Genomic DNA, 19,243 nt, shown 5'->3' on the forward strand with positions numbered 1-19,243 from the left:
GGCCGCGCGACACCCGGCCCGGGCCGCCTCCGCCGGGGCCGCGCCCGCGAGCCGCGCGGCCAGGAACCCACCGGTGAACGCGTCCCCGGCACCCGTCGAGTCCACCGCCTCGGCCGACTCCGCCGACACCTCGGCGGTCACCCGGCCCCCCTCCGCCACCAGCGCCCCGGCCACACCACGGGTGACGACCACGAGCGGTACCCGCCGGCTCAGCTCCGCCGCCGCCCGGGCCGCCCCGGCCGCCCCGGCCGGCTCCGGCAGCCCGGCCAGCAGCCGCGCCTCGTCCTCGTTGGGCAGCAGTACGCCGATGCCCGCCACGGCGTCGAGGAAGCGCTCGGGACCCAGCCCGGCCAGGAACCCGGCCGAGGCCGGGTCCACGCTCACCGGCACCCCCCGGGCCCGGGCCGCCCGCAGCGCGACCAGGGCCAGCTCGCGGCTGCTGTCGGCGAAGAAGAGGTAGCCGGACAGGTGCAGATGGGCGGCCCCGTCCAGCAGGGACGGAGCCCAGTCCGCCGGGCTCAGCCGCAGCGCGGCGCCGCTGTCGGTCAGGAAGGTGCGCTCCGCGTCCTTGCCGACCAGGGCGACCACCGTCCCGGTGGGCTCGGCCGGATCGATCACCAGCCGCGGCCGCACCCCCGAGTCCCGCAGCGACTGCTCGTGCCACCGGGCCGATTCGGTGCCCACCCGCGCGAGGAGGCGTACCTCCGACACCCCCGCGTAGGCCGCCCAGCAGGCCGCGTTGGCCCCGGCGCCGCCCGGCAGGGTCCGGATCCGCGCGGCCGTGTCGGTGGCCGGGGCCAGCGGCTCCGGATGCACCGCCACGACGTCCGTCACCACGTCCCCGACGACCAGCAGCGCCCCCGGCGCGCCCCCGGGCTCCGCCCCGGACCCGGCCCCGGACTCCGCCGCGGGCGCCGTCACGGACGCGCCGCCCAGGCCCCCGCGATCCTGGCCCCGAGCGTCACGTTGCCCCGTACCGCCGCCAGGTTGGCCTCCAGAGAGGCCCCGCCCGTCGCCCGTACCAGGAACCCCAGCAGGAACGGGGTCACCGCCTGCCCCGTGATCCCGCGCGCGCGGCACTCCTCCAGGGCCTCGGCCAGGACCCGGTCGTGCAGTTCCGGATCCAACTGCTCCGCCTCCGCGACCGGATTGGCCACGAGCAGCGCCGATCCCGGCCCGCCGAGCGCGTCCTGAGCGGCCATCACCGCGGCCACCTCCTCCGGACGGTGGACGGTCCAGTCCACCGGCTCGCCGGAACTGGCCAGGTAGAAGCCGGGGAAACGTTCCGTCCCGTACCCGACCACCCCCACCCCGAGCGTCTCCAGCCGCTGCAGCGTGGCCGGCACGTCCAGGATCGACTTCACCCCCGCGCACACCACCGTGATCCGCGTCCGCGCCAGCAGGGCCAGGTCCGCCGACTCGTCCTGCGTCTGCGCGTACTCCCGGTGTACGCCGCCCAGCCCGCCCGTGGCGAACACGCGCAGCCCCGCCCGCGCGGCCAGGAAGGCCGTCGCCGACACCGTCGTCGCTCCGGTCGCGCCCGTCGCGAGCGCGGGCGCCAGATCCCGGTGCCCGAGCTTGCGCACGCCTTCACCGCCCGCGATCCGCTCCAGCTGCGCCTTGTCGAGGCCGGCGTGCGCCACCCCGTCGACGACGGCGATCGTGGCCGGAACCGCGCCTTCGGCACGCACCAGCGCCTCGAGCTCCGCGCCCACGGCGAGATTGCGGGGACGGGGCAGCCCGTGCGCGATGATCGTCGACTCCAGGGCCACGACCGGACGGCGCCGCTCCAGCGCCTCGCGGACCTCTTCGGACAGGACGGGGACCTCGGGTGATGTGTGCATGTCCCATCCATGGCACGGGATCCCCGCCCCCAAACGCGCTCCCGCCCACCGCTGCCGAACCTGTCCGAGCAGCGCGCCCCCGTGAACTCCCCGGGCACCCCCGACGACTTGCGGCTTCCGGCCACCGGGTCACCGGGCCGACCTGAGCCCTCCCTCGGCCGCCCGGGCCCGCCGCGCGGCGGCCGCGCGCGGTCTCACCCCGTCCACCGCAGCTGCTGACATGCGGGCCCCGCCCTTCCGGAACGGCTCGTTCGACGCGGTCATCTGCGCGGACAACGGCCTGCCGCACCTCCTCACGGCCGGCGCGGTCCGCGCCGCCCCGGCCGAAACCCCGCGGGTGCTGCGACCGGGCCGATCCACAGGACACCCCGAGGGCCGGGCCCGGCTGGACAGGTTGACCTGTGCGGCGGGCGGAGCATGGACGTTGTGGTCACCGCGGAGTGCCGGACGGGCGGATTAGGGTGACTCGGCATGAGCACCAGTGAGCACGGTCCCGCCTCGTTCGCCGTATCCGTACCGGACGTCGAACTGGAGGTCGAGGACCTCGATCCCGGCCAGATCCTCTCCGGCGAGCCCGTCGTGACGGGCAAGGTGCTGTGGGAGTCACCCGACGGCACCCAGGTGCGCGGCATCTGGCAGATCACCCCGGGGGTGGTCACCGACACCGAGGCGAACGAGCTGTTCGTGGTGGTCAGCGGCCGCGCCACCATCGAGGTCGAGGGCGGCGGGACCCTGGAGGTGGGCCCCGGCTCCGCCTGCGTGCTCCGGGAGGGCGACAGGACCACCTGGACCGTCCACGAGACGCTGCGCAAGGCCTACCACATCAGCTACTAGCGGCCGGGGCGGCGGCGGGGTGACGGCGCGCGGTGAACAGGGCCAGCGCCGCCATCGGCAGCAGCAGGGCCGCGCCGATCGCGTTCAGCCAGCCGTAGCCCGCGTGTGACATGACCAGGCCGGCGGCCGCGCCGCCCACACCCGCGCACGTGTTCATCGTGAGGTCGCTCAGGCCCTGTACGGCGGCCCGCGCGGCCTGCGGCACCGAGTCGGTGAGCAGGGCCGAGCCGGAGACCATGCCGGCGGACCAGCCGAGGCCCAGCAGGAACAGGCCGATCGCGCTCTGTGCGTGGCTCGGTCCGGCGGTTCCGGCGAGCAGGGCGGCCACCGACAGCAGGCCGGCCGCCAGGCCGATCACCGCCAGACGGCCGACCCGGTCCGCGAGCCAGCCCATGACCGGCGAGAAGGCGAACATGCCCGCGATGTGACCGCTGATCACCAGGCCGACGAGCTCCAGCGTGGCGCCGTGGTGGCCCAGGTCCACCGGGGTCATCACCATGATCGAGACCATGGCGGTGTGGGACACCGCGACGGTGACCAGGGCCAGCCGCGCCCGCGGGGAGGCCTTGACCGCCGCGAACCCCGCGCGCAGCGAACGGCCGCCCGCGGCCTGCTCGGCGGGCGAGGCCAGCGCCCGGGCGGTCAGCAGCGGGTCCGGCCGCAGGAACAGGCCGATCATGGTGCCGGTGAGGACGAAGACGGCGCCGGCCCACACGAAGGGGCCTGCCGTCTCGGGTATGGAGGTGCCGGCGAAGCTGCGGCCGGCCGGGGCGGAGAGGTTCGGGCCGAGCACCGCGCCCAGGGTCGAGGCCCAGACGACGAGGGAGACGGCGCGGGCCCGGCGGTCCGGGGCCGCGAGGTCGGCGGCCGCGAACCGGGCCTGGAGGTTGGCCGAGGAGGCGGCGCCGAAGGCGGCCATGCCGAGCATCAGGAGCGGGAAGTTCCCGATCGCGGCGGCGAGGACCACCAGGCCCGCGCCGACGGCGCCGATCCCGTACCCGAGGACCAGCCCCGGCCGACGGCCGCGCGCGGTCATGAGGGCGGCGAGCGGGAGCGAGACCGCCGCGGTGCCGATCACGGCGGCGGTGGAGGCGAAGCCGGACAGCGCTTCGGTGCCGCTGACCTCCGTCGCGAGGACCGGGGCCAGGGCGATGCTGATCGGCACGCCGACGCCGCCCAGCATCTGGCTCGCGATCAGCACCCCCGAGACGCGGCGCTGGAGCCGGGGCAGGTCCGCCGTGCTCACGGGCGGGGCGGGCCGGTCGGTGCCGGGTATCGCGGTCATGCCGTCCACCCCCGGCGCGGCACGGGGCGGTGTACGGGCGCGGTGCGGCCGGATGCGGTGGCAGTAGTCACCGCGGCAGTTTCCCACCCCTTACGGCCGGACGGAACGGGGGATGCGCCCCCAGGGCCCGTCCGACCCTGATCCGCCGGACACGCCGTGCGTGTGCACCCCCGCGCGCCCCGGCCGGAGCCCCGCCGCTCCCCTCAGAACAGCGGCTGCGGCAGGACGCCCTCCAGGGCCAGCAGGCTGCGCTTGGTCTCCACCCCGCCGCCGAAGCCGCCGATCCCGCCGTCGTTCTCCACGACCCGGTGGCAGGCCACCACCAGCGGCAGCGGGTTCGACCCCATCGCGTTGCCGACGGCCTGGGCCGCGCCCGGCTGGCCGACGCGGGCCGCGAGCTCCCCGTACCCGACGACCGCCCCGTACGGCACGGAGCGGTCCAGCTCCTGGAGCACCTGCCGGTTGAAGCCGGAGCTGAGCCGCCAGTCCAGCGGCAGCTCGAAGCGCTTGAGCGCGCCCCCGAAGTACGCCTTCAGCTGGCGTATCGGCTCGGCCAGCAGCACCTCCTGCCCCCGTGCCGGACGCCAGGCGTCGGCGCCGAGCCGGGAGACGAGGGAGCCGATCATCGTGTCGACCCGGTCCGGCCCGGCGTGGAACTCGACCCGGACCAGACCCTCCGGGGTCGCGGCCAGGAGCAGGGGGCCGATGTCGCTGGGGACGACGGTCCATTCGAGGTGCGGCCCGCGGGGCCGCTCGGTGCTGTCCACCCCTCCACCGTACGGGCAGGGTCCGACAGCCCGGGGGAGCCTCCCCCGGAAGACGGACACCCCTAGAACGCGAAGGCCCCGAGCACCGCCCGGTACACGACGTCCGGGGCGTTGGTGATGATCCCGTCCACACCCATCCCCTGCACCTTGCGGGCCGTCGCCGCGTCGTCGACGATCCAGGTGTCCACCTCCATCGCCTTGCCGTGGGCGCCCCTCAGGTCGTGCACCGCCGCCACCCAGTCGGCCGAGATGGTGGTGTGCCACGGGTTGATCCGGTCCGTGAACTGGGCGTACTTCGGCAGCTCGGCGAGGGTCGGGGTGCCCAGGAAGGCCGTCACGAGGTCCGGGCGCAGGCCGTGCACGAGGCGTACGGAGTCGGCGCTGAAGCTCTGGACGACCAGGCGGCGCTGCGCGTGGTCCGCGTCGAGCCAGCCGGCCTCGCCCAGCACCTGGAGGGTCTGCTTCTCGATGCCGGGGTAGAGCTCGGGCTTCTTGACCTCCAGCAGCAGCCGCTGCCGGTTGCGCTCCACCCGGTCGAGGTACTCCCGCAGGGTCGGGACGCGCTCGCCCGCGAACTCCTCGCCGAACCAGCTGCCCGCGTCCAGCGTGGCGATCTCCGCCGCCGTGAAGTCCTTGACCCGCCAGGGCGCCCGGTCGGGGAACGCCTGCTCGGCGTCGGTGGTGCGGGCCAGGGTGTCGTCGTGGATCACGACGAGCTCGCCGTCCTTGGTGCGCTGGACGTCGTTCTCGACCCAGTCGAAGCCCAGCCGCATCGCCAGGTCGATCGCGGCGAGCGTGTTCTCGGGGGCGTACGCCGAAGCCCCCCGGTGGGCGTATACGACGGGGCCCAGCAGCCCCGGGGCGCCCGCGGGACCAGCGGGACCAGCGGGACCCGCGGGGCCCGCGGGGCCGGTGGAGCCGGTGGAGCCGGGTCGGGAGGAGGGGACGGTGGGGCCGGAGGCGGCGGATGCGGCCGTCCCGCCCAGCAGGGTCAGGGTGAAGCCCAGGAATGCGGCGGCGGCCGCGGCGGCGGGTCGGACGTACATGTGCGTTCTCCTCGTTTCGGGAGCCCTGTTCCTGCGTCAGACGCGTGCGGACTGGCAGACGTTGCGGCGTTGCACTACACGGGGGACCTCTACGGCGATCATGCGGTTGAAGATCACCGGGCCGCCACCGAACTACGACAAACGGACCAGAAAGGAGGACTTCCGTCCCGCCCGCCGGACGCGCCCGGCCGCTCGTGCCGACGCGCCGGGCCGCTCCGCCGCGGCGCCCCGGACCTGCGCGGCTGCGTGAGTGTCAGTGGGGGGTCGTACGGTGGACTCATGCGGCCCGTATCGAAGATCGAACGCACGGTGGCGCCTTTCGAGGTCGTCAGCCCCTACCAGCCCAGCGGCGACCAGCCGGCGGCCATCGCCGAGCTGGAGAAGCGCATCCGTGCAGGTGAGAAGGACGTCGTCCTGCTGGGCGCGACCGGCACCGGCAAGTCGGCCACCACGGCCTGGATGATCGAGAAGCTCCAGCGGCCGACCCTCGTGATGGCGCCGAACAAGACGCTCGCCGCCCAGCTGGCGAACGAGTTCCGCGAGCTCCTGCCGAACAACGCCGTCGAGTACTTCGTCTCGTACTACGACTACTACCAGCCCGAGGCGTACGTACCGCAGTCGGACACCTATATCGAGAAGGACTCCTCGATCAACGAGGAGGTGGAGCGGCTGCGCCACTCCGCGACGAACTCGCTCCTCACCCGGCGCGATGTGATCGTCGTCGCCTCCGTGTCCTGCATCTACGGCCTCGGCACCCCGCAGGAGTACGTCGACCGGATGGTCCCCCTCAAGGTCGGCGAGGAAATCGACCGGGACCAGCTGCTGCGCCGCTTCGTCGACATCCAGTACACGCGCAACGACGTGGCCTTCACCCGCGGCACCTTCCGCGTGCGCGGCGACACCATCGAGATCTTCCCGGTCTACGAGGAACTGGCCGTCCGCATCGAGATGTTCGGCGACGAGATCGAGGCCCTCTCCACCCTGCACCCGCTGACGGGCGAGGTCATTAGCGAGGACCGCGAGCTGTACGTCTTCCCCGCCAGCCACTACGTCGCCGGCCCCGAGCGCATGGAGAAGGCGGTCCGCGGCATCGAGGCGGAGCTGGCCGAGCGCCTCGCCGAGCTGGAGAAGCAGGGCAAGATGCTGGAGGCCCAGCGACTGCGCATGCGCACCACCTACGACCTGGAGATGATGCGCCAGATCGGGTCCTGCTCCGGCATCGAGAACTACTCGCTGCACATGGACGACCGCGTGCGCGGCTCCGCGCCCAACACCCTCATCGACTACTTCCCCGAGGACTTCCTCCTCGTCATCGACGAGTCGCACGTCACCGTGCCGCAGATCGGCGCCATGTACGAGGGCGACGCCTCCCGCAAGCGGACCCTCGTCGACCACGGCTTCCGGCTGCCCTCCGCCCTCGACAACCGGCCGCTGAAGTGGGAGGAGTTCCAGGAGCGCATCGGCCAGACGGTCTACCTGTCGGCGACCCCGGGCAAGTACGAGCTCTCCCGCGGCGACGGCTTCGTCGAGCAGATCATCCGCCCCACCGGGCTCATCGACCCCGAGGTCGTGGTCAAGCCCACCGAGGGACAGATCGACGACCTGGTCCACGAGATCCGGCAGCGGGTGGAGAAGGACGAGCGCGTCCTGGTCACCACCCTCACCAAGAAGATGGCCGAGGACCTCACGGACTATTTCCTGGAGCTCGGCATCCAGGTGCGCTACCTGCACAGCGACGTCGACACGCTGCGCCGCATCGAGCTGCTGCGCGAGCTGCGCGCCGGCGAGTACGACGTCCTGGTCGGCATCAACCTGCTGCGCGAGGGCCTCGACCTGCCCGAGGTCTCGCTGGTGGCGATCCTCGACGCGGACAAGGAGGGTTTCCTGCGCTCCGGTACGTCCCTGATCCAGACCATCGGCCGCGCGGCGCGCAACGTCTCCGGCCAGGTCCACATGTACGCGGACAAGATGACCCCGGCGATGGAGAAGGCCATCGAGGAGACCAACCGGCGCCGGGAGAAGCAGATCGCGTACAACACCGCGAACGGGATCGACCCGCAGCCGCTGCGCAAGAAGATCAACGACATCGTCGCCACCATCGCCCGCGAGGAGCTGGACACCGAACAGCTGCTCGGCACCGGATACCGCCAGGGCAAGGACGGCAAGGGCGCCAAGGCTCCCGTGCCCGCGCTCGGCGTGGTCAAGGCGGGCCAGGTCACCGTGGCCGGCAAGGCGGTCAAGGGCGCCAAGGCCGCGAAGGCGGCCAGGGACGCCGCCGTGCTGACGGACCGTCCGGCCGAGGAACTGGCCGCGCTCATCGAGCAGATGACCGAGCGGATGCGCGGAGCGGCGGCCGAGCTCCAGTTCGAGGTCGCGGCCCGGATCCGCGACGAGGTGGGCGAGCTGAAGAAGGAGCTGCGACAGATGAGGGAAGCGGGCCTCGCCTGACCCGGAGCCGGTCAGTAGGGTTGGCGGCAGCCGCAGGTACACATGCGCACCCACATCGGGGGCGGGCTAGGGAGAGGGGACAGCGCGTGACGGTCAACATGACCAAGGGTCAGGCCATCAGTCTGCAGAAGCAGGACGGGGGCACGCTGACCGCGGTCCGGATGGGCCTCGGCTGGCAGGCCGCCAAGCGCCGCGGCCTGTTCGGCTCGCGGACCCGCGAGATCGACCTGGACGCGTCGGCGGTGCTCTTCGCCGACAAGCAGCCGGTGGACGTGGTGTTCTTCCGCCACCTGCAGAGCGACGACGGCTCGGTCCGGCACACCGGTGACAACCTCGTCGGCGGCGCCGGCCAGGGCGGGGACGACGAGTCGATCCTCGTCGACCTCCAGCGCGTGCCGGTGCACATCGACCAGATCGTCTTCACGGTGAACTCGTTCACCGGCCAGACGTTCCAGGAGGTGCAGAACGCCTTCTGCCGCATCGTCGACGAGACCAACGGCCAGGAGCTGGCGCGCTACACGCTGGACGGCGGCGGCCAGTACACGGCGCAGATCATGGCGAAGGTGTCGCGCGTCGGCGGCGGCTGGCAGATGACGGCCCTCGGCAACCCGGCCAACGGCCGGACCTTCCAGGACCTGATGCCGTCGATCCTGCCGCACCTGTAAGCGGCGCCGGAACAGCGGCACAGAACAGAACAGAGCAGAAGAGCAAGGCACGGGGGAGGGCTGCAGGATGACGGCCGAACTGGTCCGGGGGCAGAACCACCCCCTGTCCCAGACGCGGGTGGAGATCAGGGTCTCGGCGGGCACGCCCGTGCTGGCCCTGGCCTCGGCCTGCGACGACGCCGGCCGGCTGGCCGGCCCCGAGTCGGTGGCCCACCCCGGCGCCCGCGGTCTGCCCGGACTGGAGGTGCCGGGGACGGTGGCGGGCGAGCACCGCTTCGCCGTCGACCTCGACGCCGTCGCCCCCGCCGTGCACCGGCTCGGGGTGGTCCTCGTCCTGCCGCCCGGCGGGCCGGTGCGCTTCGGTGCGGTCCCCGCGTCGTACGTGGCCGTGGCCGACCCGGAGGGCGCCGAGCTCGCCGGGTACACGCTGACCGGGCTGGACGCCGAGACCGCCGTCGTGGCCCTGGAGCTCTACCGGCGCCAGGGCGCCTGGAAGGTCCGCGCCGTGGGCCAGGGGTACGCCGGCGGGCTCGGCGCGCTCCTGGCGGACGCCGGGCTGGGCGGCCCGGCCGCCACCGCCCTGGCCGACGTGGCCACCGGACTGGTGCCGTCCGGCGACATCACCCTGGCCTCCCTGCCGACGGCGGCCCCGCCCACCATCGCGCACGGCGTGCGGGCCCCGCAGGACGCCGCCGCCGGGACGGCCCCGGCGCCGCCCCCGCCACCCCCGGAGCCGCTCCCCGGCGCCGACGTCCCGTACCCGGGCACCCCCGGAGCCGCGCCCGGTCCCGCGTCCGCCGACACCATCGGCGGGCCGCCCACCATCGACTACGCCCACCCGCGGCGCCGCCGCACGACATCGGAGCCCCCCGAGCCCGGCCCGCGCGCCGTCCCCTCCCCGGAGGCGGACCGCCCGCCCGCGCCGGTCGCGGGCGACGCGAGCGGCTGGTCCCTGGACGAGCGGCTCTACAACCAGGTCTGGGGCATGTTCGAGGACCTGGCCCGCTCCGTGGCCGCCTACCGCAGTGCCTGCGACTTCGCCGAGTCCCGGATGGACCGCGAGCTCGACGAGGCGCTGTCCGACCCCCGCCACCGCCTCGGGGGCTCCGGCAACGCCGCCCGCGACGCGGCCCGCGCCCGCCACGACGAGCTCGTCGCCCAGGCCAGGGCCGTGCTCGACCGGGACCTCGCCCAGCTGGTCGCCGAGTCCGAAGTGGTCGAGCCCGCGCTGCCGGCCTCGTACGCCCGCTGGGCCAACCCCGTCTGGCACGGCCACGCCGTTCCCGAGGAGGCCCCACTGGCCCTGCGCCTCGGTGACCTGCACCTGCCCGAGCGGCCCGACCTGCGCATCCCCATGCTGGTGCGGGCCCCGCTGGAGCGCGGGCTCTGGATCGACAACGGCCGCACCGGCTCCGAGGCCGCGATGACCATGGACACCGACCGGCTGCGCCGGGCTGCCATGGACATGGCCGTCGCGCACGCGGTCCGGCTGCTCGCGGTCCACCCCGGCGACCGGTTCTCCGTGCACGTCATCGACGCCGCCGGGGCGGGGGCCGCCTCCCTGGCGCCGCTCGTCGCGGCCGGGGTGCTGGCCGGGCCGCCCGCCGCCGGGGCCGCCGGGGTCACCCGGACCCTGGAGGCGCTGACCCGCCGGGTGGACCTCGTACAGATGGCGGTGCGGGCCGGGGCCCCCGAGGACCTGCCGCCCGATGTGGACCTCGCCGACCAGCTGCTGATCGTGCACGACTTCCCGCACGGGTTCGACGACCGGTCCGTCACCCGGCTGCGCTACCTCGCCGACGAGGGTCCGGCGGTCGGCGTCCACCTGCTGATGGTGGCGGACCGGGACGAGGCCTCGGCGTACGGACCGCTGCTGGATCCGCTGTGGCGCTCGCTGATGCGGCTGTCGCCGGTGCCCGACAACCACCTCGCCGATCCGTGGGTCGGCCACGCCTGGACCTTCGAGCCGGACCTGCCGCCGCCGGGCAGCCGGGTCCTGGAACAGACCCTGGAACGGATCGCCGCCCACCGCCGCGATGCCCGCCCATGACCGTTCCTTGGTATTCCCTTTACCTTTGGGCGCTCTGACGGGTACCCTGGGCACGCGGAGGGGAGTATTCCTGCTTTCCTGCTACGGCGTTCCCGTCAATACGGACCACTTCGGCTGTGAACGCAGCCGGTCCCGGGGCGCCGGCCCACGGCCTCCAGGCCGCCCGGGTGGAAGAGACCTCCGGCAGCGATGACGCTGACGTGTGTGCTGAGCCATCTGCCGGAGGCGAATTAGCAGTGGACGTTTCGTGGACCCTCTGGGTGCTGACCATTCTCGGTCTGTGCATCCTCATCGGCGCCGATTTCTTCATCGGCCGCAAACCGCACGACGTATCGATCAAGGAAGCGGGCACCTGGACGATCGTCTGGATCGTGCTCGCCGCGCTCTTCGGCCTCGGCCTGTGGTTCTTCGGGAACCCGCAGGCCTCGCAGGAGTTCTTCGCCGGCTTCATCACCGAGAAGTCCCTGAGCGTCGACAACCTCTTCGTCTTCGTCCTGATCATGGCGAAGTTCGCGGTGCCCTCCCACCTCCAGCAGCGCGTCCTGCTGGTGGGCGTGCTGATCGCCCTGGTGCTGCGCGCGATCTTCATCGCCGCCGGCGCGGCGATCATCGCAAGCTTCTCGTGGGTCTTCTACATCTTCGGCGCGTTCCTGATCTACACCGCCTGGAAGCTGATCCAGGAGGCGCGCAAGGACGAGGACGAGGACGAGTTCGAGGAGAACCGTCTCCTCAAGTCCGTCGAGAAGAAGTTCGGCGTCGCCGACAAGTACCACGGCACCAAGCTGTTCATCGAGAGCAACGGCAAGCGCGTCCTGACCCCGCTGATGGTCGTGATGCTCGCCATCGGCACCACCGACGTGCTGTTCGCCCTGGACTCGATCCCCGCGATCTTCGGCCTCACCCAGGACCCGTACATCGTCTTCACGGCCAACGCCTTCGCCCTGATGGGTCTGCGCCAGCTGTACTTCCTCATCGGCGGCCTGCTCAAGAAGCTGGTCCACCTCAGCTACGGCCTGTCGATCATCCTCGGCTTCATCGGCGTCAAGCTGGTGCTGCACGCCCTGCACGAGAGCGGGCTGCACGTCCCCGTCGTCTCGATCCCGGTCTCCCTCGGCGTGATCTGCGGCGTCCTGGTGATCACTACGATCACCAGCCTGATCGCCTCGAAGAGGCAGGCGGCGGCCGAGGCCGCCGCCCGCCCGGAGAGCGTCGACGCGTAGGGCCCTGTCGCCCTCGGGGCTACGCGGGGGCGGCCGCTTCGGCCGCCCCCTTTCCCGTTTCGGCGCCCGTCCGCGCCCGCACGAGCGCCGGATTCGTCTCCGGCAGCAGCGCGAAGCAGATCAGGCTGAGCAGGGCGATCCCGCTCAGGTACACGGCCACGCCCCACGGCGGACCGGAGCCCCCCGCCAGCGCCGTGGCCACGATGGGGGTCAGCGCCCCGCCCAGCACACCGCCCAGGTTGTAGCCCACGGCCGCGCCCGTGCAGCGGATCCGCGGGGCGTACAGCTCCGGCACGTACGCGCCCACCACGGCGAACATCGTCACCATGCCCAGCAGCCCGCCCAGGCAGCCCAGCGTCATCAGCACCGGTTCCGCCGTCCGCAGCAGCGCGACGAACGGGAACATCCACACCAGGCACATCGCGCTGCCGATCAGGCAGAGCGGCCGCCGGCCGTAGCGGTCGCCGAGCACCGCCACCAGCGGGGTCAGCAGGGCCTTCAGTGCGACCGCCGCCATGATGCAGCCCAGCATCACCGTGCGGTCGACCCTGAGGTGCTCCGTGGCGTACGCGAGGGACCAGGTGGTGACCGCGTAGAAGACCGCGTACCCGACGGACAGGGCCCCGCCGGTCAGCAGGACCAGCCGCCAGTGCCCGCGTACGACCTCCGACAGCGGGGCGTCGGACCGCCGGCCGGTCTCCGCGAGGGCGCGGAACTGCGGGGTCTCCTCCACCGAGCGGCGCAGCCACAGCCCGGCGAGGGCCAGTACGCCGGCCGCCCAGAACGGCACGCGCCAGCCCCAGGACGTGAACTGCGCGTCGGTCAGCGTCGCCGAGAGGGTGAGGATCATGCCGTTGGCCAGCAGGAACCCCACCGGCGGGCCGACCTGCGGAAAGCTCGCCCACAGTCCGCGCCGCTGCTCGGGGGCGTGCTCGGCGGTCAGCAGGACGGCGCCGCCCCACTCGCCGCCGAGGCCGAGGCCCTGGAGGAAGCGCAGCACGAGCAGCAGCAGGGGCGCCGCCATGCCGATCGTCGCGTACGTGGGCACGCAGCCGACGGCGACCGTGGCGAGGCCGGTGAGCAGCAGGGAGCCGAGCAGGACCGGTCGCCGGCCGTAGCGGTCGCCGATGTGGCCGAAGACCACGGAGCCCAGCGGACGGGCGAGGAAGCCGATGCCGAAGGTGCCGAAGGCGGCGAGGGTCCCGGCGAGCGGGGAGAAGGACGGGAAGAACAGCGGGCCGAGCACGAGGGCCGCGGCCGTGCCGTAGACGAAGAAGTCGTAGAACTCGATGGCGGTGCCGGCGAGCGAGGCCGTCGCCAGCCGCAGCATCGAGGGCGGGCGGGGCGCCGCTCGGAGAGGGAGGGAGGGGGAGGGGTCTTGTTGCATGGTGCAGCAACTACCCCGCCCCACACCCCCAGGACGTGCGTTCGGTCATCTTCGACCGGAAGGAGTGCTTCCTGTCGCGGTGTTGACCGGGACCGGTCCGGGTGACCCGGCCCGCCCGAGCGGGTGGGCCCGCCCGGCCGCGGGCCGTACGCCTGCTACCGGCCGCCTGCTACCAGCCGCGCTCGCGCCACTCGGCCAGGTGCGGCCGCTCGGCGCCGAGCGTGGTGTCGTTGCCGTGCCCCGGGTAGACCCAGGTCTCGTCCGACAGCTGCTCGAAGAGCTTGTGCTGGACGTCGTCGATCAGCCGCTCGAAGGCCTTCGGGTCGCCCCAGGTGTTGCCGACGCCGCCGGGGAAGAGGCAGTCGCCGGTGAAGACGTGCGCGTGCCCGTGCGGGTCGTCGTAGATCAGGGCGATCGAACCGGGGGTGTGGCCGACCAGGTGGCGGGCGGTCAGCGTGATCCGCCCGACCGTGACCGTGTCCCCGTCCGCGACCGGCACGTCGGTCGCCACCGGGATGCCCTCGGCGTCGTGGGCGCCCGCGTAGGTACGCGCGCCGGTCGCCTCGACGACCTCCGCGAGGGCGCCCCAGTGGTCGCCGTGCCGGTGGGTGGTGACGACGGAGGCGATGCCGTCGTCACCGATCAGGTTCAGCAGGGTCTCCGGCTCGGCGGCCGCGTCGATCAGCAGCTGCTCGTCGGTGGCCCGGCAGCGCAGCAGGTACGCGTTGTTGTTCATGGGGCCCACCGCGACCTTGGAAATCATCAGGTCCGGGAGTTCGTGCACGTCGGCCGGACCGCCGACCTTGACTGCTCCGCTGTACGTCATGTCCTGATCCTAGAGCGGGGGAAGGGTCGGGAGGGGCCCGCCGACGACAGTGAGGTGTGCGCCCCCGTCGCCGCGGCCCGCCAGCCAGGCGAGGAGCTCGGCACCGCTGCCGAGCACGGTGACAGGGCCGCCCTCGGTGCCGCCCGTGTGCCAGGTGGATCCGTCGCCGTCGCCTTCGATCTGCAGGGTCACCGGGGGCACCTCGGGGCGTCCGGACCAGCGGTCGGCGAGGAAGGCGATCTCGCGGGCGGTGAACTCCCGCGGGAGGTCGGAGAGCTCGTAGCCGATGTTCAGGTCGACGTGGTGCAGCTCGACCTCGACGAGGCGGCGGAAGGGCACGTTCGAGGCCAGGTCGGTGACGCCGTTGCGCAGCTCGACCGTGCGCGACCAGTCCTGGTCCTGCTCCGTCTGCGCCAGGAACGCGGCGTGGGTGGTGCGTACGTCGGCGAGCTGGACCTCCAGCGGGCGCGGGGCGTCGCGCGCGATGTCGCCGTCGCGCGCCTCGGCGCTCTCGTACATCGGGCGGCCGGCGAAGACGTTGACGAGGGCGTCCGCGTTGCGTGCCAGGTGGGCCACCACGTGGCCGCGGGTCCAGCCCGGCAGATGTGACTCTTCGGCCAGGGCCGCGTTGTCCAGTTTCGCGAGAGCGGTCAGCATTCGGTCCGTGGCTTCACGTACAGATTGCAGGTCGTGCACATGATCAGTCATGGGTCCGAGCCTAGTGCCGCCGGCCCCCGGCCACACGAACGGGTGAACCCGTCTGCCGAGTGCCGTAAATCGAATGCGCGTGCTATACGCTCGAAGTCCAAGCTCTTCTCCATCGCAGAGGCGCCCACCCAGCCAGCCGTACGCTGGACAGTCGGGGGCCCCGTGCCCCCGCTCTCTCAAGAAAGGTGCGGACCGGCGTGACCGACCGTCTCATCGTTCGTGGCGCTCGCGAGCACAACCTCAAGAACGTCTCGCTCGACCTGCCCCGCGACTCACTCATCGTCTTCACCGGACTCTCCGGTTCGGGTAAGTCCTCCCTGGCCTTCGACACGATCTTCGCCGAGGGCCAGCGCCGCTACGTCGAGTCGCTCTCGTCGTACGCCCGCCAGTTCCTGGGGCAGATGGACAAGCCCGACGTGGACTTCATCGAGGGGCTCTCGCCGGCCGTCTCGATCGACCAGAAGTCGACCTCGCGCAACCCGCGCTCGACGGTCGGCACCATCACCGAGGTCTACGACTACCTCCGCCTGCTCTTCGCGCGCATCGGCAAGCCCCACTGCCCCGAGTGCCGCCGCCCCATCTCCCGCCAGTCGCCGCAGGCGATCGTCGACAAGGTGCTCGCCCTCCCCGAGGGCAGCCGCTTCCAGGTGCTCTCGCCGCTGGTGCGCGAGCGCAAGGGCGAGTTCGTCGACCTCTTCTCCGACCTCCAGACCAAGGGCTACAGCCGGGCGCGGGTGGACGGGGAGACCATCCAGCTGTCCGAGCCGCCCACGCTGAAGAAGCAGGAGAAGCACACGATCGAGGTGGTCATCGACCGCCTCACCGTCAAGGAGAGCGCCAAGCGCCGGCTCACCGACTCGGTGGAGACCGCCCTCGGCCTCTCCGGCGGCATGGTGATCCTGGACTTCGTCGACCTCGCCGAGGACGACCCCGAGCGTGAGCGGATGTACTCCGAGCACCTCTACTGCCCGTACGACGACCTGTCGTTCGAGGAGCTGGAGCCGCGTTCCTTCTCCTTCAACTCCCCCTTCGGCGCCTGCCCCGAGTGCACCGGCATCGGCACGCGCATGGAGGTGGACCCGGAGCTGATCGTCCCCGACGAGGACAAATCCCTCGACGAGGGGGCGGTCTCGCCGTGGTCGCTGGGCCACACCAAGGACTACTTCCAGCGGCTGGTCGGCGCGCTCGCCGGCGAGCTGGGCTTCCGTACGGACATCCCGTGGGCCGGGCTGCCGCAGCGGGCGAAGAAGGCCCTGCTCTACGGGCACAAGACGCAGATCGAGGTCCGCTACCGCAACCGGTACGGGCGGGAGCGGGCGTACACGACGGCCTTCGAGGGCGCCGTGCCGTTCGTCAAGCGCCGGCACGCGGAGTCCGAGAGCGACGCAAGCCGCGAGCGCTTCGAGGGCTACATGCGCGAGGTGCCCTGCCCGACCTGTGAGGGCACCCGGCTCAAGCCGATCGTGCTCGCGGTGACGGTGATGGACAAGTCCATCGCCGAGGTCGCCGCGATGTCGATCAGCGAGTGCGCGGACTTCCTGGGGCGGATGCGGCTCGACGCCCGCGACAAGAAGATCGCCGAACGGGTCCTGAAGGAGGTCAACGAGCGGCTGCGCTTCCTCGTCGACGTCGGCCTGGACTACCTCTCGCTGAACCGGGCCGCCGGCACCCTGTCGGGCGGTGAGGCCCAGCGCATCCGGCTGGCCACGCAGATCGGCTCCGGTCTCGTGGGCGTGCTGTACGTACTGGACGAGCCGTCCATCGGCCTGCACCAGCGGGACAACCACCGGCTGATCGAGACGCTGGTGCGGCTGCGGGACATGGGCAACACGCTCATCGTCGTCGAGCACGACGAGGACACCATCAAGGTGGCCGACTGGGTCGTGGACATCGGTCCGGGCGCCGGCGAGCACGGCGGCAAGGTCGTGCACAGCGGCTCGCTGAAGGAGCTGCTGAAGAACTCCGAGTCGATGACCGGGCAGTACCTGTCCGGGAAGCGGTCCATCCCGGTGCCGGACATCCGCCGCCCCGTGAACGGGGAGCGGAAGCTGACCGTGCACGGCGCCAAGGAGAACAACCTGCGGGACATCGACGTGTCCTTCCCGCTGGGCGTGCTCACGGCGGTCACGGGCGTATCGGGATCGGGCAAGTCGACGCTGGTCAACGACATCCTGTACACGCACCTGGCGCGCGAGCTGAACGGCGCCCGGTCGGTGCCGGGGCGGCACACGCGGGTGGACGGGGACGACCTCGTCGACAAGGTCGTGCATGTCGACCAGTCGCCGATCGGCCGGACCCCGCGGTCCAACCCGGCGACGTACACGGGCGTCTTCGACCACGTGCGCAAGCTCTTCGCCGAGACGATGGAGGCGAAGGTGCGCGGCTACCTGCCGGGCCGTTTCTCCTTCAACGTGAAGGGCGGCCGGTGCGAGAACTGCTCCGGCGACGGCACGATCAAGATCGAGATGAACTTCCTGCCGGACGTGTACGTCCCGTGCGAGGTCTGCCACGGCGACCGGTACAACCGGGAGACGCTGGAGGTCCACTACAAGGGCAAGTCCATCGCGGAAGTCCTGAACATGCCGATCGAGGAGGCGCTGGGCTTCTTCGAGGCGGTGCCGACGATCGCGCGCCACCTGAAGACCCTGAACGAGGTGGGGCTCGGGTACGTCCGGCTCGGCCAGTCCGCGCCCACGCTGTCGGGCGGTGAGGCGCAGCGCGTGAAGCTGGCGTCGGAGCTGCAGAAGCGGTCGACGGGCCGGACGGTGTACGTGCTGGACGAGCCGACGACGGGTCTGCACTTCGAGGACATCTCGAAGCTGATCAAGGTGCTGTCGGGGCTGGTGGACAAGGGGAACTCGGTGATCGTCATCGAGCACAACCTGGACGTCGTCAAGACCGCGGACTGGGTCATCGACATGGGCCCCGAGGGTGGCTACGGGGGCGGCCTCGTGGTGGCCGAGGGCACGCCGGAGCAGGTCGCGTCGGTGGGCGCGAGCCACACCGGCAAGTTCCTGAGGGACATCCTGGGGGCGGAGCGGGTTTCGGACGCGGCCTCGCTCGTGGCCCCGCCGAAGAAGGCCCCTGCGAAGCGGGCGGCCGCCAAGAAGACGGCGGCCCCGGCCAAGAAGGCCGCCGCGAAGAAGGCGACGCCCCGGTCCCGCAAGGCCTGACCTCGTGCGGAGCGGGCCCCGGCCACCTCGGCCGGGGCCCGTCCCCCCGGGCCGCTATCCGCCGAGCTCCGCCGCGTACGGCGGCTCCGCGCCCGCCCTCGTACAGGTCAGCGCCGCCGCGTGGGCCGCGTAGGCGAGGACCCCCGGCCAGTCCACCGGATCACCGGCCGGCAGAGCCGACAGGCGGTGCAGCAGGGCCGCGTTGACCGTGTCGCCCGCCCCGATCGTGTCCGCCACCGCGACCCGGCGGGCCGGCACCTCGTACTCCGCACCCTCCCGGGTCCGGACCGACAGCCCCTGCGCACCCCGGGTGAGCACGACCGCCGAGGGCCCGGCCGCCAGCCAGTCCGAGACCCGCCCGCCCAGCCACCCGGCATCCTCCTCCGACAGCTTGAGGACGGAGACGTACGGCAGCCAGCCCAGGAACCGGGCCCGGTACGCCGTCGGATCCCCGATCAGCGCCGGGCGGATGTTGGGGTCCAGCAGGGTCAGGAGTCCGCGCCCGGACTCCCGGCGCAGCAGGGCCTCGTACGCGCTCGCGCCCGGCTCCAGCGCGAGGGAGCAGGTGCCGAGCGCCAGGGCCCGGGTACCCGCGGGCAGCGCCCGGGGCAGGGTGAACAGCCGGTCGGCCGTGCCCTCCACGTAGAAGCGGTACGCCGCCGAGCCGTCCGGGGCCAGCGAGGGCACGGCGAGGGTGGTGGGCTCCGGCCCGCGCTGCACCAGCGAGAGGTCCACCCCGGCCGCGCGCAGCCCGTCGAGCAGGCTCTCGCCGAAGCCGTCCGCCGAGACCCGGGAGCAGAAGGCGGTCTCCGCACCGAGCCGGCCCAGCGCCAGCGCGGTGTTGTACGGCCCCCCGCCCGGGCGCGGCACGAGCGCACCCGGCGGCTGCGCCACGGGCACGAGGTCGATCAGGGCTTCTCCACCGACGACGATCACGCGGGGGAAGGTATCCCATCGGGCGGCGGGAACGGGCAGCGGTATCGTCGGGGG

At 72.6% G+C, this 19,243-nt stretch carries 15 protein-coding genes and 1 pseudogene; 7 read left to right on the plus strand and 9 right to left on the minus strand.

Translation table 11 applies throughout. The features are described 5' to 3' along the window. On the minus strand, window positions 1-921 hold a 921-nt coding region (locus K7B10_RS29510), incomplete at its 3' end, for a carbohydrate kinase family protein (RefSeq protein WP_229340680.1). After that, window positions 918-1,844, minus strand: a complete 927-nt coding sequence (locus K7B10_RS29515) for a pseudouridine-5'-phosphate glycosidase (protein ID WP_229340681.1) — start codon at window positions 1,842-1,844, stop codon at window positions 918-920. The genes K7B10_RS29515 and K7B10_RS29510, both read right to left, overlap by 4 nt. Window positions 1,845-1,951: 107 nt before the next feature. Here K7B10_RS29515 and K7B10_RS29520 point away from each other — a divergent pair. Both K7B10_RS29520 and K7B10_RS29525 read left to right on the plus strand, forming a co-directional pair. Continuing rightward, window positions 1,952-2,196, plus strand: a pseudogene (locus K7B10_RS29520) (class I SAM-dependent methyltransferase); the annotation flags it as partial. Window positions 2,197-2,315: 119 nt separating this feature from the next. Then, window positions 2,316-2,678 carry a cupin domain-containing protein gene (locus K7B10_RS29525; RefSeq protein WP_229340684.1) on the plus strand — a complete coding sequence of 121 codons (363 nt, stop codon included), beginning with the start codon at window positions 2,316-2,318 and terminating at the stop codon, window positions 2,676-2,678. On the opposite strand, the gene K7B10_RS29530 is transcribed toward K7B10_RS29525, so the two are convergent. The 3 genes from K7B10_RS29530 to K7B10_RS29540 all read right to left on the minus strand — a co-directional run bounded on the left by K7B10_RS29530 (window position 2,668) and on the right by K7B10_RS29540 (window position 5,776). Then, window positions 2,668-3,963, minus strand: coding sequence for an MFS transporter (locus K7B10_RS29530; protein ID WP_229340686.1), 1,296 nt, complete (start codon window positions 3,961-3,963; stop codon window positions 2,668-2,670). The genes K7B10_RS29525 and K7B10_RS29530 overlap by 11 nt on opposite strands. A gap of 203 nt (window positions 3,964-4,166) precedes the next feature. Beyond that, a complete protein-coding gene (locus K7B10_RS29535) occupies window positions 4,167-4,730 on the minus strand; it encodes a methylated-DNA--[protein]-cysteine S-methyltransferase (RefSeq protein WP_229340687.1) in 564 nt (187 codons plus the stop codon). A gap of 62 nt (window positions 4,731-4,792) precedes the next feature. After that, window positions 4,793-5,776 (minus strand): glycerophosphodiester phosphodiesterase, encoded by a 984-nt coding sequence (locus tag K7B10_RS29540; RefSeq protein ID WP_229340689.1) that lies wholly within the window; start codon window positions 5,774-5,776, stop codon window positions 4,793-4,795. 279 nt (window positions 5,777-6,055) lie between these two features. Between K7B10_RS29540 and uvrB the strand changes: the two genes are divergently transcribed. The 4 genes from uvrB to K7B10_RS29560 all read left to right on the plus strand — a co-directional run bounded on the left by uvrB (window position 6,056) and on the right by K7B10_RS29560 (window position 12,159). Next, on the plus strand, window positions 6,056-8,224 hold the full coding sequence (gene uvrB, locus K7B10_RS29545; protein WP_229340691.1) for an excinuclease ABC subunit UvrB: 2,169 nt from the start codon (window positions 6,056-6,058) through the stop codon (window positions 8,222-8,224). A gap of 86 nt (window positions 8,225-8,310) precedes the next feature. Then, window positions 8,311-8,889: a TerD family protein gene (locus tag K7B10_RS29550; RefSeq protein WP_030858917.1), complete on the plus strand. Its 579-nt coding sequence runs from the start codon at window positions 8,311-8,313 to the stop codon at window positions 8,887-8,889. A 67-nt stretch (window positions 8,890-8,956) separates the two neighbouring features. Further along, window positions 8,957-10,939, plus strand: coding sequence for a TerD family protein (locus tag K7B10_RS29555; RefSeq protein ID WP_229340694.1), 1,983 nt, complete (start codon window positions 8,957-8,959; stop codon window positions 10,937-10,939). A 236-nt stretch (window positions 10,940-11,175) separates the two neighbouring features. Further along, a complete protein-coding gene (locus K7B10_RS29560; protein ID WP_229340696.1) occupies window positions 11,176-12,159 on the plus strand; it encodes a TerC family protein in 984 nt (327 codons plus the stop codon). Window positions 12,160-12,178: 19 nt separating this feature from the next. Here K7B10_RS29560 and K7B10_RS29565 read toward each other — a convergent pair whose 3' ends face one another. The 3 genes from K7B10_RS29565 to K7B10_RS29575 all read right to left on the minus strand — a co-directional run bounded on the left by K7B10_RS29565 (window position 12,179) and on the right by K7B10_RS29575 (window position 15,080). Then, window positions 12,179-13,489 carry an MFS transporter gene (locus tag K7B10_RS29565; RefSeq protein ID WP_229345500.1) on the minus strand — a complete coding sequence of 437 codons (1,311 nt, stop codon included), beginning with the start codon at window positions 13,487-13,489 and terminating at the stop codon, window positions 12,179-12,181. A gap of 226 nt (window positions 13,490-13,715) precedes the next feature. Continuing rightward, a complete protein-coding gene (locus K7B10_RS29570) occupies window positions 13,716-14,372 on the minus strand; it encodes an MBL fold metallo-hydrolase (RefSeq protein ID WP_229340698.1) in 657 nt (218 codons plus the stop codon). Between the two features lie 9 nt (window positions 14,373-14,381). Further along, entirely contained in the window at window positions 14,382-15,080 is a 699-nt protein-coding gene (locus K7B10_RS29575) for a maleylpyruvate isomerase family mycothiol-dependent enzyme (RefSeq protein WP_229340700.1), read from the minus strand. Between the two features lie 197 nt (window positions 15,081-15,277). On the opposite strand from K7B10_RS29575, the gene uvrA reads away from it, so the two are divergent. Then, entirely contained in the window at window positions 15,278-18,253 is a 2,976-nt protein-coding gene (gene uvrA, locus K7B10_RS29580) for an excinuclease ABC subunit UvrA (RefSeq protein WP_229340702.1), read from the plus strand. Window positions 18,254-18,307: 54 nt separating this feature from the next. Here the strand turns inward: uvrA and K7B10_RS29585 are convergent, their stop codons facing one another. Next, the gene (locus K7B10_RS29585) at window positions 18,308-19,189 is read right to left on the minus strand and encodes a carbohydrate kinase family protein (RefSeq protein WP_229340704.1); all 882 of its coding nucleotides are present in this window, start codon (window positions 19,187-19,189) and stop codon (window positions 18,308-18,310) included. Between the last annotated feature and the right edge of the window lie 54 nt (window positions 19,190-19,243).

The sequence above is a fragment of the Streptomyces flavotricini genome (assembly GCF_020639365.1).
In the GTDB taxonomy this organism is placed as follows: Bacteria; Actinomycetota; Actinomycetes; order Streptomycetales; family Streptomycetaceae; genus Streptomyces; species Streptomyces flavotricini.